Below are 14,637 nucleotides of genomic sequence, written 5' to 3' on the forward strand. Positions count from 1 at the left end.
TATTATTTATAAAAACGACCCGGTCCGGTAAAATTCGACCATCCGATGCTTCAGATCGTACTGCAGTCGGGTGCGCACCAGTTCTGCCTTAGCGGAAATATACAGGTTACGTTTCTCCATCAGTTCAAAAACGGAGATCATGCCTTCCTCCCACTTTTCCTCATTCTCTTTCAGCGTGGTGGTCAGTGCTTTCAACTGCAGGACAGCCTGATGATACTCTTCCGCCGAAGCCTGGAGGGTAAGGCAGGCATCTTCTATTTCCTTATATAAGGATATACGTTGCCGGTCGTTATTATTTCTGATCTGCTGCAGGCGGAAACGTTCTTTCCGGACTGCCGTAAAGCGGGATAAGCCACTGAAAATAGGGAATGATACTCGTAAACCGATATATTTATTCCAGTTATTTTTCATCTGCTGCCCGAAAGAGACGATATGTCCGTCGGCATTGCGTTCCGTATCGTAATAGCCCGAATAAAGGCTGAAGTCTGCCCGGATCGTGGGAGAAAAAGCTCCGGATGCAATCGCCAACGATTTCCGTGATGCGCGTTCCCGCAAGTCCATCATCCGAAATTCGGGAAGTGCAGTCTCCGACTCGGCATAGATATCCGGAGCCGAATAGCTGCTGAGAAGCGGCGGTTCTTCTCCGCCAGCATCCTGGTCGGCAATGGACAACGTATCCGAATCACGCATCTGCAGCAACTCCTTCAACGCCAAAAAAGACAGACGTTCAGTCTTCTTCTTCACTGTCTCCTGATAAATATCACTCTGTAAACGGGCTTTCACCTCCTGCAGATCCGACGGTGAACGAAGTCCCAGGTCCACATATTCAAGCATCTGTTCATGATACCGTTCACTCAGTTTACGTTGTTCGGCAGCCAAAGCACTCATCTTCCGGTCAAAGATATACACATAATAGGCATCCATCACCTCAAAAGCCACCCGATTCTCTTCCGCTTTTTCCGTTACGCCGCTCAATTGCCGGTTCAAACGGGTGAACTGCGCCCGGTTGATACGTTTGAAACCGTCAAAAACAGGTAAGGAGATATCCACTCCCACCGTGCTTTCCAGAAAAGAAGAAGTGGTGTACAGATTCGTTTTCGGATCTACCGAACGTCCCATCCGTTTTCCGAACGCTCCGCTGGTACTGACCGTAGGCAGAAAGTCACCGATTGCCGCCGTAAAGTCTTCACAGGCAATACGGGTATCCAAACGGCTATTTCTCAGCGTCAAATTCTTCTCTATAGCATAACGCATACAGGAATCGACCGTCCAGGAATCCTGGGCATGTGCAGTGACCGCTGAGCCCAACAGCAACAGCCCCATAACCAGTAATCCGTATTTGGTTGTTATTTGTATTTTCATCATACCAATACAAGGACAAATGGCATGCCATATTTTTCATCAGCTGATTATCAAATACCACAGAAAGATATCATCTGTAAAGTGTAAAATATATTGACACGCAATTGTCAAATATTTTGACGTTACAGAACGCACACAGAATAGACAAGGGAATATGTTCCTATTTAGAAAAAGGTGAGCTATATATAGAGAGAACACAGATGACATAGATTCCCCAAAAACTCGTTTTAAACGAACCCATATTTCGTTTTAAATGAGTTTTTTTTCGTTTAAAACGGATGTTAAGCTCGTTTAAAACAAGTTTTCGCTCGTTTAAAACGAGATTTGGGCGCCCTAATTAACCTACCGGTATTAGATCATTAATAATCATATGATTAGCCGCGATTTAATATAAAAGAAATAGAGCTACCCCGTTTCCGTGCTTGACACAGGATTGCGAAAGCCGGCAAAGCAACACTTAACAAAATAACATTCTCTCAACTGTCAAATATTTTGACGCTCATTTGCAAAGTACCCCGGAAGCCGATACCTTTACAGAAAAATTGACGTATGCAAAGCGGAATAGTTCTTATAGTAGACGATAATAAAAGTGTGTTGACCTCACTCGAATTATTACTGGAAGACGAATTCGAACGAATTGAAACAGCTTCGAATCCGAACCGGATCCTGTCTGTTCTGGATACAATGCCGGTCGATCTCGTTCTTCTCGACATGAATTTCTCCGCCGGAGTCAATACCGGCAACGAAGGCTTATTTTGGTTACGCCGTATCCGGGAAATTGCTCCCGAACTGCCCGTTATCATGCTTACCGCTTACGGAGACGTGGAACTGGCAGTCAAGGCACTGAAAAGCGGAGCAGTAGATTTCATCCTCAAACCCTGGGACAACGATGTTCTGCTGGAAAAGATACATACCGCATTACAAGCCGCCGAGCAAGAACGGATGAAACAGAATGCCGGCAAAAGCAGCAAGACCAGCCGTCCCTCCGAGCCCGCCATGATCATCGGCCACTCTCCCGTCATGATGAAGCTGATCAAAGTCGTGACCAAGGTCGCCAAAACGGATGCCAACATATTGATCACCGGCGAGAACGGTACAGGCAAAGAAATGCTCGCCCGCGAGATACACCGCCTGTCTCTCCGCAGTCGTCGGGAAATGATCAACGTCGACATGGGAGCCGTCAGCGAATCGCTCTTCGAAAGCGAACTGTTCGGACACGAGAAAGGCGCTTTTACCGATGCCCGCGAAAGCCGTCCGGGCAAGTTCGAAGCTGCCAGCGGAAGCACCCTGTTTCTAGATGAAATCGGTAACCTGCCTGTCAGCCTGCAGTCCAAACTGCTCGCCGCCCTTCAGAACCGCGAAGTCACACGCCTGGGAAGCAACCGTAAAATACCGGTCGACATACGCCTGATTGCTGCCACCAACCGGAATCTGCCGGAAATGGTGAAACAATCGCTCTTCCGCGAAGACCTGTTTTACCGGATCAATACCATTCAGATAGAAATCCCGCCCCTGCGAAGCCGGCGGGAGGATATTCCCCTGTTCATCGATTATTTCCTGAAAAAATACACCACCCAATATAAACAAACCGGTCTGACGCTCCATCCGCAAGCAATGAGCAAACTGGAACGGTACGACTGGCCGGGCAACATACGCGAACTGCAACATACCATCGAAAAGGCTGTGATCCTTGCCGAGAAGAATGTGATCCGAGCCACCGACCTCTTTATCCGTCCCGGCAAAGCCGTCTCGTTCTCCGAAGCTCCCAAGCTGGGAGAAGTGGAACGCAAGGCCATCGAAGCAGCCATCACCCAGCATGACGGGAATCTGACCGCAGCCGCCGAACAACTGGGCGTAAGCCGGCAAACCTTATATAACAAACTAAAACGGTTCAACCTGTGAAACGGATGTTCAGCACACGCATCTATCTGAAGATAGTCTTCCAGGTGGCGATTATCGTGATCGTTGCCGGCCTGGGACTGGCAGGCATTGTCAGCGGCAAAGCCATCATCCTGGGATGCGTCACCCTGCTGATCGCTTTATGGCTGACCGGCGTTCTCGTCTATTTCCTGAACGCCTCGAACCGCCGTATCCAGCTCTTTTTGGATGCCATCGAAGACAATGAATCGATGCTCTACTTTCCCGAAAACACCGGTCCCGAAGAACAACGGCAACTGCACACGGCATTTAACCGTATTCACAGCCTGATGACGGAAAGCAAGCAGAAAGAATTCGAACGCGAACTGCTACGGAAAGAATATGAGTCATACGATAAGCTGATGCACGTCCTGACCCACGAAATCATGAACTCGATCGCCCCGATCGTTTCCCTTTCGGGGACGCTCCTTTCCTACTACCGGAATAAAGAGACCACCAAAAGCTGCGACGAGATCACCGATGCCACGATCCGTAAAACGATCCGCGGACTGGACACAATCAAGAGCCAGGGACAAAGCCTCATGAACTTCACCCACTCTTACCGCCAGCTCGCTCATTTGCAGACACCCAATCCCAAACCCTTCTCCTTATCCAATCAGGTCCGCAACATCGAGCTGTTGTTCCAGTCGGACCTCCAACGGTTACAGATCGGACTGGATATCCGTCTCTGCCAGGAAGAAATAACAGTGAATGCAGACGAAGAATTGCTCTCGCAGGTACTAATCAATCTACTGAAAAACGCCATGGAAGCATTGGAAGAGCAGGATAACGGAGAAATCTCCCTCACCGTACAGCAACCCGGCAACACGACCCTGATCGAGATCACGGACAACGGCCCGGGCATTCCGCACAATCTGCAGGAAGATATATTTATTCCTTTCTTTACGACCAAAAACAGGGGAAGCGGCATCGGCCTGAGTCTTTCGCGCCAAATCATACGTATGCACGGCGGCGAACTGCAGGTATATTCGCAGCCTTATACCGAAACGCGTTTCACCATCTCCCTGCCCTCAACGACGGGGAATTTCCACGCGTGAAGTAAGCGGATAACGTAATCCTTTCGACGATTTGTAATAGACCTCGGCAGCCCCGATCTTCAGTTTGGCGCGTATCTTGACCGGGATATGATTTTCGTCATCCCCGATCCATATTTCGGCAGCTGCCTTGCTCTGAGTGAAAGCATCGTCGTAGATATCTATAAAGAAATGACGGGTGCGATATTTCAGCGTCTCGTTACGTTCGACAATCTGCTGCCCGGTATAGCGGAAACTGATATTGATACGGTCGCGCCCGATCGCTACATGGAAAGGAAACTCATCCCCATACTGCATCTTATCCCAGTCCAGCGACCGGAGATACATCGTGGCGCCCAGCATATCGAACATGCGTTGTTCCGAGACGATCATCGTATCTATCTTGGTCCGCGAAGGCGTATACCGGTGGGAACGGGCGGATATCTTTCCAGGCTCATAAGAGAATTTCAGATCATCTATCAGATAATAATCATTCTCATTCACGCGCTTCTCGCTCCGGAGCAACAACATCTCAGGCGAGAAATAGCAGTCGATCGTATCGCGCATAGCGTATACCTTCTCGAACATGCCGGACGTGCGGAACAGCAGGCGGTAATGATAAGCCGGATCTCCTTCATAACGAGCGTCCTTGACAGAAAGCGTAGCCTGCCCCGCACGAGGCATCAGAATGCCCCATTTGAAATACAATTCGTATTGCACCACCTCACCGGCACTGAACCGCTCTTTCACCGGAATGGTCTGCGCCCCGGTCACTCCCGGAAGAAGCAACAACCAAACAAACAGGAAGAAGCCGATCCCTTTAGAACGGCATTCCCATATTTCCACTGCTGTTGCGCGAAGAAGACTTCTGTTGTCCTTCATCTTTGTAATTTCTTTTCTTCTTGGTAGCCTCTTTAGGCTTATTCTTTGTAATTTCGATAGGTTTCTGTTTAGCCAGCGGGGTTGCTTTCACATTCCAGGTCTCTTCCACCTGCCAGTTCTGCATCACATTGTACTTCACCGGCGAATAGAAGACTTCTTCCGGCTGCCGCTTGTCGGCGTAATTACCGGTATCCCATTTGCCGTTGTCGTTCAGGTCGACCACCAGACGCACATAATATTTGTCCGGCTTCAGGTCCATAAACAGGGCTCCCCCGTTCTTCACCTTTACTTTCCGTACCGGTGTATCGCTACTGTTCAACAATTCGACATAAGCCGTCGTATCTATTCCTTCTATATTCAGATATAAATGGCCGTATTCATCTTCTTTCTTGATCTTAAATTCGCCCGAATACGGTTCATTCCATTTGTCATACAGGCTGAATATCGTCGCCGAATCCACCGACAACCGATACTCTTCACCGTATTTCCACGGACGGCGGATGAAATAGTTCAACGTATTGACGGAATCCCTGAAAAAGTCGAAATCGACCGGAGTCCAGACCGTATCCACCTTCTGGTCCAGATAAAAGACCTCTTTCGGCAAGTCGAGTACCGGCTCATTGAACGTCACCGAAACGGTATCGAACAGGTCCATCGAGCTTGGCGCATCTATCTGCATGCCGAGGAAGACGATCGGTTCCGGTTCGTCATCTTTCTTCTTTTTCTTCTTTTCCGGACGGCGACGCATCACAAACTGAAGCGTATCCGTTTGCGGACGGAGAATATTTAGAGAATCACTCTTCGGATAAGACAATTCCACCTGCAACGTATCCTGCTGCCACACCAGCGAATCGGTCAGCCAGAAATTGACCCCTTTCCCCTCATCCGTTTCCTGGGTAAAAAACCAGTCGGAATCCGCCGGATCGAAATTGAGCGGCTTCGGCAACGGGATGGTATCCAGCGGAGCGTTGAAACGTATCGTCAACAGGTTTTCCTGCTGGCGTTCCGGTTTCAGGAGATATTGCCGCACGAAGTTTTCCTTGAACAGGCGCAACTGGATATCATCCGGAAAATAACGAGTATAGCCAACCGTCCGGATCGTATCGATGGTCAGGCTGTCTTTCCAAAGCGTATCCTGCCGGGTAGTCTGTTCCAGCGACGGGATGATGATAGAGTCGTTGAAAGCAATCTCTTCGCCCGGCTGGTCGAACTTATAATCGCGATTGACATCATTCAGACCGAATATACGATAGCTGCCCGGAGAGATATTACGGATGGTGAACTCTCCTTTATCGTTTGTACGCGAAGTACGGTCGAAAGGCAGTTTCACAAAAGCCGAATCTTCCAGGTTCTTATGCAGACCGATCGTGATACCGGGCATCGGTTCCAGGTTTTCCGCATTCAGCAGGATACCGGAAACTTCCAGCGTATCGATCACATCACCGGTAGAGAAGGCAAAAGAGAAATTCTCGAACACATTCTTCTCGTTATTATCGGAGATCGAATTGGTAAAGTCGATCGTATAGGTCGTATTCTCTTTCAGTGTATCTTTCAGCTCGACCACCACCTTCTTTCCGGCAGCACGGATTACCGGCAACTGCATTTGCGGCGGTGTGATGATCACATTCTCCGACGGCTTATCCAGCTGCACCAGCTCATCAAACAGGATTTCCACCTTCTTCCCCTTATAGTTCTTCTGGTTTGGAGCCGGAAGGCTGCTGACAAATTTAGGCGGCGTCTCATCATAAGGTCCTCCGTTCGGAGAAGCCATATTGGCACATGAATACATGGTTACCAACAGAAACAGCCCGCACACCGCCAGCAATAAATTGTTTATATATCTGTTACCCATTCAATCTCTTTTTAATCAGAGGGCAAAAATAGGGAAAAATCCGGTGACAAACAGTGATATATACGCTAAATAACGTAAGTTCACTATAACAAATCAGAAATTGAAACGTCATTCATGCCACCATCTGCCCGGACAATTCCCTTTCTTCCGCTATCAGCCGGTCGAAAAAGCGTTTCAGCAAAACGGCCATTGCCTGCTGTTTCAGCAAAACCAGCCGCACATCTTCGCTGACAAGCACATACGATATTTGTTGAAGAAACATTCATCTCCATATATTATTGCTAAATTCCTACGGGGAATATTTACTACAGCCAAAAAGGCTTACTGTATATTTTCCGTATTTGGCGAAAGGCGTTGTTTTCTATAATAAAATAGACCATTCGGGAGAAAAAATAATTTCTTTCGGAAGAAAATCGAATTTCATTCGGAAGAAATTGAAAAGTCATTCGAATGGGGTAAAAGGCGATGGTATAGATAATGTATAAACCTTATTCTTTTTATCCGGCTTTCAAAAATAAGACTTCGATGCAGAAATAACCTTGGATAAACATGGTTTTTCTATAAATAAAGACTACATTTGTCATGTCGTATCAAAGTTGGTTACAGCGGTGACCGGCTTACGGCAATATAATTTATAAGTTAAGCATTTTAAGAGATTATTCTGAGAATACTAAATTTTCCCGATTTATACTCTATTCGGAATAATAGCAACAAAATGCCCATGTTAGTTGTATATACTTATGTATATAATATATTAGTGTGGGCTGTTGTCTATTATTTATGGAGTGGGTCGGGAAAAACCTAGTATTCGAATAATAGCAGCAGTTCCACACTTTTTTTGTGTCATGAAACTGCTGATTTTAATCACACTAGTATCAGCAGCGACTTCCTCTATAAAATAAACAGCCAGTTACTTCCTGATACTTTCGGACATTACTAACTATACTATAGGGTGTATATAGATCGTGGCGTGATAGCCTGAAACGATTTATATATCGGTTAAGTTGAGACTGCCCGTCCGTGAGGATATGGCAGTTTATTTTAAACATTATATATTATGGCAGAACACAATACAAATAACGAATCGGAAGCTTTGCTGCGGGAGAAAGTGGCAAAACAGGAATATCTTATCAATCAGATGACTATAAGATGTCATGCGCTGGAGTTTGAGAACAAACGGTTTCGGTTGTTACTCTATAACTCATGGCGTAATAAAAGTTATATTCCCCTGGAAGAAATCTATAAATACGAACTTGCCCCCATGCTTCTGGAAGAGGTGATGGCTGTGCTTCAACAGTCTCTTTACAAGTTTGATTTCAGTACGCGGGTCAGGCTGACATTCCATGCGTTAGATATATGTACGGTGAAAGATATATTGGTCGAGCTTAAAGAGCACAAAGCATATCATTTGAAATGCTACAGAAGTTTTGGCTCGAAAGCACTCCAAAACGTATATGAAGTTTTATATAAGAATGGCATTCTCGATGAATCTCATAACAGTTATCTGTTCGATTTTGTTTGATTTATAAACAAAATCGAACAGCCGGCAGGTCTTTTATATCACAGGCTTCACAATTTCAATACGTAATCCCAGTGCTTCAATAATTCTATAAAACGTACTTACACCTGGTTCTATAACCCCCTTTTCAATACGCGAAATATATGACTTACTTGCCCCAATACGCTTTGCCAGTTCTTCCTGCGTCACCTTTTCTTTTTTACGCGCATCATGAATAATTTGACCCATACAATAAGAATAGGCTTCACGTCTAAAATTATCGCGCTCGGAAGTTCCTACTTTGCCGAATTTTTGATCCATTATTGCATCAACGCTTCTCAGATTTGCTTCCATAATATTCTTCTTTGATTTTTAATGCTTTATTTATTTCCTTAACTGGTGTCTTTTGCGTTTTTTTCTGAAACCCATTAAACAGAATAACGATCTTCCCTTTATCAAAACAAAAAAACACTCGATAGATATCTGACTTTCAGTATATCAAGTATATAGTATATTTTTAGACTCATTTTCGGTAAGAGTATCCATGAAGTCCCAAAAGTAACTTTTATATGCTACTATTTCTCGTTCATCATCCATAGGACAAAAGTATATAAAGTTTAAACATATTACAACTTCTACGAGATTAATATTTCAAAACATCCTGTTTCAGATACCTGAACCCGATCCGGCAATACAAACATTTCTTTTTCTCGCAGTACTCCCGCTTCAGTTGGATAAGAGCCTGGCTGTCTCCGGCATGGCAGGCTTTGATTCCTGCTTGCCCAAAAGCGGAAACGATCGCATTCTTTTCCGGCGGAAGGCTTTCAAGGATACGGATAGCACGGTCGCAATATTCCGGTTGTTTATTCCGGACACCATAAGCAAAAAGTATCGGAACCACCGTATTTATCAGCAGGATACATAAGGAATTTTCTCCCACCGGCTTTTCTTTCCGGAGGGAAACAGAACGGAAATTATAATGTGTCGCCCAATACTCGGATGGAGAAACACGGAGGTATTGTTTGATCTGGCCGATACTGCCGGCTGTCAGTATTTCGGAAAACAAGGTATCGTGCTGCGTCCAGACGGCAGTCAGTTGTGCCAGTTTCAGACAGGGAAAATTGACCGGACGGATACGCAGATTCTTAAACAGGGAAGGATCGAGCGGTGTCAACCCGAACTTATGACGAAGGAACCGGTATTCGCGTTGCAGCAAACGGTAGTAAGGACAGTCGAGCGCTTCGTCCAGCATTCCCGCCTGCCCGAACAGCATCGCCTCCACCTGCGAATAGCTGCCGCGTTGTTTCTGAATACAGCGCAACGGCAGGCTTTTCGCTAGACGTTCGAAAATATCGTTATTCACTCCAAAGCCGAAATTACGGGTTAAAGTAATATAAAAGACCTCGTTCCAATCGCCGCCATACAGGTCCAGCAGACGGAAAATATCAGCCGTCTTCCGCTCCAGCCGTTCACCTAGCAGGGCATCCAGCCAAGAGGAAATGTACAACGATTCTATTTCCCGGATATAGCCCAGGCACGGCATGGAAACTTCACGGTACAACAGCCAGTCCATATTCCTGACCACAGCCTCCGGAACAGCCAGTTTCAGCTGCGGGATCGGTTCGCCGTTCGTCCGGCACACCTCACAGTCCGAACACTCCACGACATGCAGCACCACAGCATCGTAGGCCTTATCCAGATCGTGCCGATGAAGCAGCCAGTCAGACGCTTTGGTATGGATTTCCACACCGCCGACCCACAGAGTATCGGCTATTTTTATCTTTGCATTGAAGAAGTCCGGTCCGGCATCGGAATTGAGTATTCCGGGATCGATTACGGAGACAAGACGACCATCGGTGGTAAGAAGCGGCAGTGCCGGATACAGTTTGTATTTCCAAACATAATGTAATAAACGTTCCATATTCTTTTCAGAGTTAAGATTTATGCCACAAATCTAATTCATTTTCTTTATATTTGCACCCTATAACTAATTGAAAATTGAAAATTGAAAGTTGAAAATGAACAATAAACCTTATTTCATTCTCTAATTCTCAATTTTCAATTCTCAATTCTCAATTTTTAAAGATATGAAGATTGCACTTATCGGTTACGGAAAGATGGGGAAAACCATCGAACAAATCGCACTCAGCAGAGGACACCAGATCGTCTCTATCGTAGATATAAACAACCCGGAAGAATTTCAGTCAGCTAATTTCAAGAGCGCAGACGTTGCCATCGAGTTTACGACTCCTGCCACGGCTTTCGACAATTATATGAAAAGTTTCGCTGCCGGCGTTCCCGTTGTCTCCGGGACGACAGGCTGGTTGGACCGCATCGGCGAAATCAAAGAGAAATGTGAAAAGGAAGGCAAGACATTCTTCTATGCCTCCAATTTCAGCATCGGGGTAAACATCTTTTTCGCCCTCAACAAATACCTGGCGAAGATCATGAATAACTTCCCCTCCTACAATATCAGCATGACGGAAACGCATCATATCCATAAGCTGGATGCTCCGAGCGGAACGGCCATCACACTGGCTGAAGGCATTCTTGAAAATGTAGACCGGAAAGAACGCTGGACGCTGGAAACAGCCGAACAGCCGACCGACCTGCCGATCCACGCCATCCGCGAAGGAGAAGTGCCGGGTATCCATGAAGTGACCTACGAGTCGGATGTCGACTATATCAGCATCAAACATGATGCCAAGAGCCGTGCCGGCTTTGCCCTCGGCGCTGTCGTTGCCGCCGAATTTACAGCCGGGAAGAAAGGCTTCCTCGGTATGGATGATATGCTTCAATTTTAATTCCACAGATTAGTCTACAAATGAAAAAGTTTTCCAAGAAACAATGGATCAAGTTCGGCATCTCGGCCGTATTGTATATACTCTTTTCAATCTGGATGCAGAACCTTTGGTTGTTGCTCGGATTGATCGTGCTGGTGGATATTTTCCTGACAAAATACATTCCCTGGGGAGCCTGGAAACAGTCGAAGAACCCAAGTGTGCGGAATGCACTGGAATGGGTGGACGATATCCTGTTCGCGCTGATTGCCGTTTATTTCATTAACCTGTTCATCTTCCAAAACTATCAGATACCGAGTTCTTCGCTGGAGAAATCATTGCTGGTTGGCGATTATCTGTTTGTGAGCAAACTGAGCTATGGTCCGCGCGTACCGAACACGCCGCTGTCATTTCCGCTGGTACAAAACACCTTGCCCTTCTTCAACTGCAAATCGTATCTGGACTGGCCTGAATGGGGTTACAAGCGTGTCAAAGGATTCGGTCATGTGAAACGTGACGATATCGTCGTGTTCAACTTCCCGGCAGGCGACACGGTTGCCCTGAAACAACAGAATCCGAGTTACGACGAACTGGTCGCCATGTACGGACGCGACCGGATCTGGATGGATAAAAACACATTCGGAGAGGTGATCTACCGTCCCGTAGACAAACGCGAGAATTATGTAAAACGCTGTATCGGTTTACCCGGCGACACGATCGAATTACGAAATAACCAGGTATACATCGACGGCAAACCTGCCAAGAATCCGGAAAACCTGCAGTTCAACTACTTTGTTGAAACGGACGGTTCTCCCATCACGGAGGAACAGTTCCGCCTGATGGAGGTAAGTAAAGATGATCGCATACTGGCTACGAACAGTGGATTTTATCAGGACCTGATGTCTTTCCTCGGCTTTAAGCCGAATGAAAGCGGACAGTTCAACCCGGTTTACCACATGCCTCTGACCAAGAAAGCGCTTGCCATTGCCGAGAAACTACCGTCTGTGAAAAAGATCGTTATCGAACCGGATGCCTGGGCTGGAAATACGTATCCGGCATGGTACGAAACAGGCTGGTCACGCGATAATTTCGGTCCGCTGTGGATTCCGAAAAAAGGAGCGACCATCCCGCTGAACGAACGTAACATCGCCTTGTATGGCCGTTGCATCAAAAACTACGAGAACAACACACTGGAAGTAAAAGACGGAACCTATTATATCAACGGCAAGCCGGAAACAGACTATACATTCAAATATGATTACTATTGGATGATGGGGGACAACCGTCACAACAGTGCCGACAGTCGTTCGTGGGGATTCGTTCCGGAAGATCATATCGTCGGAAAACCGATCCTGATCTGGTTGTCACTGGATAAAGACCGCAGTCTGTTTGACGGTGGTATCCGCTGGAACCGCCTGTTCCGCATGGTACACCCTGATTAAAAGTTGACAGTTGACAAGGGACAGTTGAAAGTTTGATAAATTCGAAGCTCATCTGTCCCCTGTCAACTGTCATCTGTCAACTTGAATAATATGGCAAAACGCTCCTTTATATCTGCAGTAAGATGGCTGGCAACGATCGTGTTGCTGGCAGGAGGCGTTATGGCAGTCCGCCACTTTTGTGTGGAGTCTTTCCATGTTTCGACCAATTCTATGGAGACGGCGTTGCATAAAGGCGATTATATCCTGGTCAACAAGTTACCTCTGAAAGATAATCCCGGGCGCAACAGGGTGGTTTTATTTACCAGTCCGTTGCTGAAAGATTCCGTTTCGACTCCTTTATTCCTGAGTCGTTGTATCGGTATGCCGGGCGATACGATCCGTGTCGCAAGCGACGGCTATCTGGTCAACGGAAAGCTCATCCCCCATTCGCCGCAATCACTTAACCGGTATATGGTGACAAAGGCAGGGCAGGACGAATTTTCGGCTATACAGAAGAAGCTGAACATCCCCGTCAGGGAAATGAAAGAGGAGGAATTTGGGCTCTCTCTCTATCTCACCTCTTTTGAAGAGTATCAGATCAGGGAGGAATTATCGGAAGAAGCCGATATCCGTTTTATAAAAGACCGGACAGACAGTTATGAGCTGATCGTTCCCCAAAAAGGAAGAGCTCATCGGCTCGATGCTGCCGCATTGACCGCCTGCCGTGAAGCGATCTTGGCCGAGGCTGGAGAAAAGGCTGTTTTCCGTAACGGAAAGCTATATTTAGACGGAAGGGAAACTACGTTTTTTTTCTTCAACCAGGATTATTACTGGATGCTTTCAGATAATACCAACGATGCGGTAGACTCCCGCCATCTCGGATTCATTCCGCGCGACCATATCATAGGAAACGCCTGGTTCAGCTGGTACAGTCCGGACAGGCAACGAATCTTTAAACCCATAAACTGATCATGCAATCTGTATATATATCATCGGCCTATCTGGGTCCGGTACAACAGTACTGTAAACTTTTCCAATTTGAGAAAGTATGGATAGAGACAGCAGAGAACTATCTGAAACAAACCTACCGCAACCGCTGTACGATCGCAGCCGCCAACGGTCCGTTATCCCTCTCCGTCCCCATCGTCAAACCGGACACATTGAAATGCCCGACAAAAGATATCCGTATATCCGACCACGGGAACTGGCGCCATCTTCATTGGAATGCGCTGGTCTCGGCTTATAATATGAGTCCGTTCTTTGAATATTACGAGGAAGACTTCGCTCCGTTCTATGAAAAGAAATTTGAGTTCCTGTTCGATTTTAATGAGGAGCTACGCATGTTGGTTTGCCGGTTACTGGACTTGCAGCCGAACATTGCCTATACAGAAACTTATACACCGGAGGTAGAAAACGATTTCCGGGAGATCATCCGCCCGAAACACGAAGGGGAAGATCCTGACTTCATCCCGCAACCCTATTACCAGGTATTCCGGGATAAATTCGGATTCCTCCCCAACTTAAGTATTGTAGACTTGCTATTCAACACGGGACCGGAAGGAATACTTGTTCTGCGCGACTCCATCCGCCCTGCATAGCAGTTACTTGTTCAGATCTTCAAAAAGGAATTTACCGACGCTGAATTTCACACTCAGACGCTTCGGAATAATAACAACCTCTCCTGTCTTGGGGTTGCGGGCCGGACGACTATTTTGCTCTCTGGGAGAAAGAGTACCAAATCCTTTCAGGACTATCGGATCTCTCTGACGAAGTGCGTCAGTCGCAACAGAACAAAATGCTTCGAGCATTGCATCTACATCTTTCTTACTACAACCACTTTCAGCAGCTATAGCTGCAATTAAATCTGACCGTTTCATTTGTTTTTATTAAT

14 protein-coding genes and 1 pseudogene are annotated in these 14,637 nt (G+C 46.5%); 7 read left to right on the forward strand and 8 right to left on the reverse strand.

Going from position 1 to position 14,637, the window contains the following annotated elements; translation table 11 throughout:
* Window positions 1-6: 6 nt before the first annotated feature.
* Window positions 7-1,365, reverse strand: coding sequence for a TolC family protein (locus tag DXD68_RS12555; RefSeq protein ID WP_199715657.1), 1,359 nt, complete (start codon window positions 1,363-1,365; stop codon window positions 7-9).
* A gap of 546 nt (window positions 1,366-1,911) precedes the next feature.
* Between DXD68_RS12555 and DXD68_RS12560 the strand changes: the two genes are divergently transcribed.
* Together DXD68_RS12560 and DXD68_RS12565 are read left to right on the forward strand one after the other, a co-directional pair.
* Window positions 1,912-3,264 (forward strand): sigma-54-dependent transcriptional regulator, encoded by a 1,353-nt coding sequence (locus DXD68_RS12560; protein WP_122361859.1) that lies wholly within the window; start codon window positions 1,912-1,914, stop codon window positions 3,262-3,264.
* A 5-nt stretch (window positions 3,265-3,269) separates the two neighbouring features.
* Entirely contained in the window at window positions 3,270-4,337 is a 1,068-nt protein-coding gene (locus DXD68_RS12565; RefSeq protein WP_122361861.1) for a sensor histidine kinase, read from the forward strand.
* Here the strand turns inward: DXD68_RS12565 and DXD68_RS12570 are convergent.
* From DXD68_RS12570 to DXD68_RS24095, 3 genes are all read right to left on the reverse strand, one after another.
* A complete protein-coding gene (locus tag DXD68_RS12570) occupies window positions 4,311-5,195 on the reverse strand; it encodes a DUF3108 domain-containing protein (RefSeq protein ID WP_233577132.1) in 885 nt (294 codons plus the stop codon). The two genes, DXD68_RS12565 and DXD68_RS12570, sit on opposite strands and share 27 nt — an antisense overlap.
* Window positions 5,134-7,047 (reverse strand): Ig-like domain-containing protein, encoded by a 1,914-nt coding sequence (locus tag DXD68_RS12575; RefSeq protein WP_122361863.1) that lies wholly within the window; start codon window positions 7,045-7,047, stop codon window positions 5,134-5,136. The genes DXD68_RS12570 and DXD68_RS12575 overlap by 62 nt, the downstream gene beginning before the upstream one ends.
* A 112-nt stretch (window positions 7,048-7,159) precedes the next feature.
* Entirely contained in the window at window positions 7,160-7,309 is a 150-nt protein-coding gene (locus DXD68_RS24095; protein WP_158585879.1) for a hypothetical protein, read from the reverse strand.
* Between the two features lie 795 nt (window positions 7,310-8,104).
* Between DXD68_RS24095 and DXD68_RS12580 the strand changes: the two genes are divergently transcribed.
* Window positions 8,105-8,569, forward strand: a complete 465-nt coding sequence (locus DXD68_RS12580) for a hypothetical protein (RefSeq protein ID WP_122361865.1) — start codon at window positions 8,105-8,107, stop codon at window positions 8,567-8,569.
* A 33-nt stretch (window positions 8,570-8,602) separates the two neighbouring features.
* On the opposite strand, the gene DXD68_RS12585 is transcribed toward DXD68_RS12580, so the two are convergent.
* The 3 genes and pseudogenes from DXD68_RS12585 to DXD68_RS12595 form a co-directional block, all read right to left on the reverse strand.
* Window positions 8,603-8,899: a helix-turn-helix transcriptional regulator gene (locus DXD68_RS12585; protein WP_122361867.1), complete on the reverse strand. Its 297-nt coding sequence runs from the start codon at window positions 8,897-8,899 to the stop codon at window positions 8,603-8,605.
* Window positions 8,874-9,142, reverse strand: a pseudogene (locus tag DXD68_RS24845) (type II toxin-antitoxin system RelE/ParE family toxin). Before DXD68_RS24845 ends, DXD68_RS12585 begins: the two are co-directional and overlap by 26 nt.
* A 46-nt stretch (window positions 9,143-9,188) precedes the next feature.
* A complete protein-coding gene (locus DXD68_RS12595) occupies window positions 9,189-10,466 on the reverse strand; it encodes a DUF2851 family protein (protein ID WP_122361869.1) in 1,278 nt (425 codons plus the stop codon).
* A 166-nt stretch (window positions 10,467-10,632) separates the two neighbouring features.
* Between DXD68_RS12595 and dapB the strand changes: the two genes are divergently transcribed.
* The 4 genes from dapB to DXD68_RS12615 all read left to right on the forward strand — a co-directional run bounded on the left by dapB (window position 10,633) and on the right by DXD68_RS12615 (window position 14,344).
* On the forward strand, window positions 10,633-11,349 hold the full coding sequence (gene dapB, locus DXD68_RS12600) for a 4-hydroxy-tetrahydrodipicolinate reductase (RefSeq protein WP_122361871.1): 717 nt from the start codon (window positions 10,633-10,635) through the stop codon (window positions 11,347-11,349).
* 20 nt (window positions 11,350-11,369) lie between these two features.
* Entirely contained in the window at window positions 11,370-12,767 is a 1,398-nt protein-coding gene (gene lepB / locus DXD68_RS12605) for a signal peptidase I (RefSeq protein ID WP_122361873.1), read from the forward strand.
* Window positions 12,768-12,857: 90 nt separating this feature from the next.
* Window positions 12,858-13,715, forward strand: coding sequence for a signal peptidase I (lepB, locus tag DXD68_RS12610; protein WP_122361875.1), 858 nt, complete (start codon window positions 12,858-12,860; stop codon window positions 13,713-13,715).
* Between the two features lie 2 nt (window positions 13,716-13,717).
* A complete protein-coding gene (locus DXD68_RS12615) occupies window positions 13,718-14,344 on the forward strand; it encodes a WbqC family protein (protein ID WP_122361877.1) in 627 nt (208 codons plus the stop codon).
* A 3-nt stretch (window positions 14,345-14,347) separates the two neighbouring features.
* Here the strand turns inward: DXD68_RS12615 and DXD68_RS12620 are convergent, their stop codons facing one another.
* Complete coding sequence (locus DXD68_RS12620; protein ID WP_122361879.1) at window positions 14,348-14,623, reverse strand: HU family DNA-binding protein; 276 nt, start codon at window positions 14,621-14,623, stop codon at window positions 14,348-14,350.
* Window positions 14,624-14,637: the final 14 nt, after the last annotated feature.

The sequence above is a fragment of the Parabacteroides sp. TM07-1AC genome (assembly GCF_003480915.1).
GTDB classification, from domain to species: domain Bacteria; phylum Bacteroidota; class Bacteroidia; order Bacteroidales; family Tannerellaceae; genus Parabacteroides; species Parabacteroides chongii.

Excerpts from the sequence above, each read along its gene's own strand:
- DXD68_RS12555 (WP_199715657.1), bottom strand. The coding sequence starts at position 1,365 with ATGATGAAAATACAAATAACAACCAAATACGGATTACTGGTTATGGGG.
- DXD68_RS12560 (WP_122361859.1), top strand. The coding sequence starts at position 1,912 with ATGCAAAGCGGAATAGTTCTTATAGTAGACGATAATAAAAGTGTGTTG.
- DXD68_RS12565 (WP_122361861.1), top strand. The coding sequence starts at position 3,270 with ATGTTCAGCACACGCATCTATCTGAAGATAGTCTTCCAGGTGGCGATT.
- DXD68_RS12570 (WP_233577132.1), bottom strand. The coding sequence starts at position 5,195 with ATGAAGGACAACAGAAGTCTTCTTCGCGCAACAGCAGTGGAAATATGG.
- DXD68_RS12575 (WP_122361863.1), bottom strand. The coding sequence starts at position 7,047 with ATGGGTAACAGATATATAAACAATTTATTGCTGGCGGTGTGCGGGCTG.
- DXD68_RS24095 (WP_158585879.1), bottom strand. The coding sequence starts at position 7,309 with ATGTTTCTTCAACAAATATCGTATGTGCTTGTCAGCGAAGATGTGCGG.
- DXD68_RS12580 (WP_122361865.1), top strand. The coding sequence starts at position 8,105 with ATGGCAGAACACAATACAAATAACGAATCGGAAGCTTTGCTGCGGGAG.
- DXD68_RS12585 (WP_122361867.1), bottom strand. The coding sequence starts at position 8,899 with ATGGAAGCAAATCTGAGAAGCGTTGATGCAATAATGGATCAAAAATTC.
- DXD68_RS12595 (WP_122361869.1), bottom strand. The coding sequence starts at position 10,466 with ATGGAACGTTTATTACATTATGTTTGGAAATACAAACTGTATCCGGCA.
- dapB (WP_122361871.1), top strand. The coding sequence starts at position 10,633 with ATGAAGATTGCACTTATCGGTTACGGAAAGATGGGGAAAACCATCGAA.
- lepB (WP_122361873.1), top strand. The coding sequence starts at position 11,370 with ATGAAAAAGTTTTCCAAGAAACAATGGATCAAGTTCGGCATCTCGGCC.
- lepB (WP_122361875.1), top strand. The coding sequence starts at position 12,858 with ATGGCAAAACGCTCCTTTATATCTGCAGTAAGATGGCTGGCAACGATC.
- DXD68_RS12615 (WP_122361877.1), top strand. The coding sequence starts at position 13,718 with ATGCAATCTGTATATATATCATCGGCCTATCTGGGTCCGGTACAACAG.
- DXD68_RS12620 (WP_122361879.1), bottom strand. The coding sequence starts at position 14,623 with ATGAAACGGTCAGATTTAATTGCAGCTATAGCTGCTGAAAGTGGTTGT.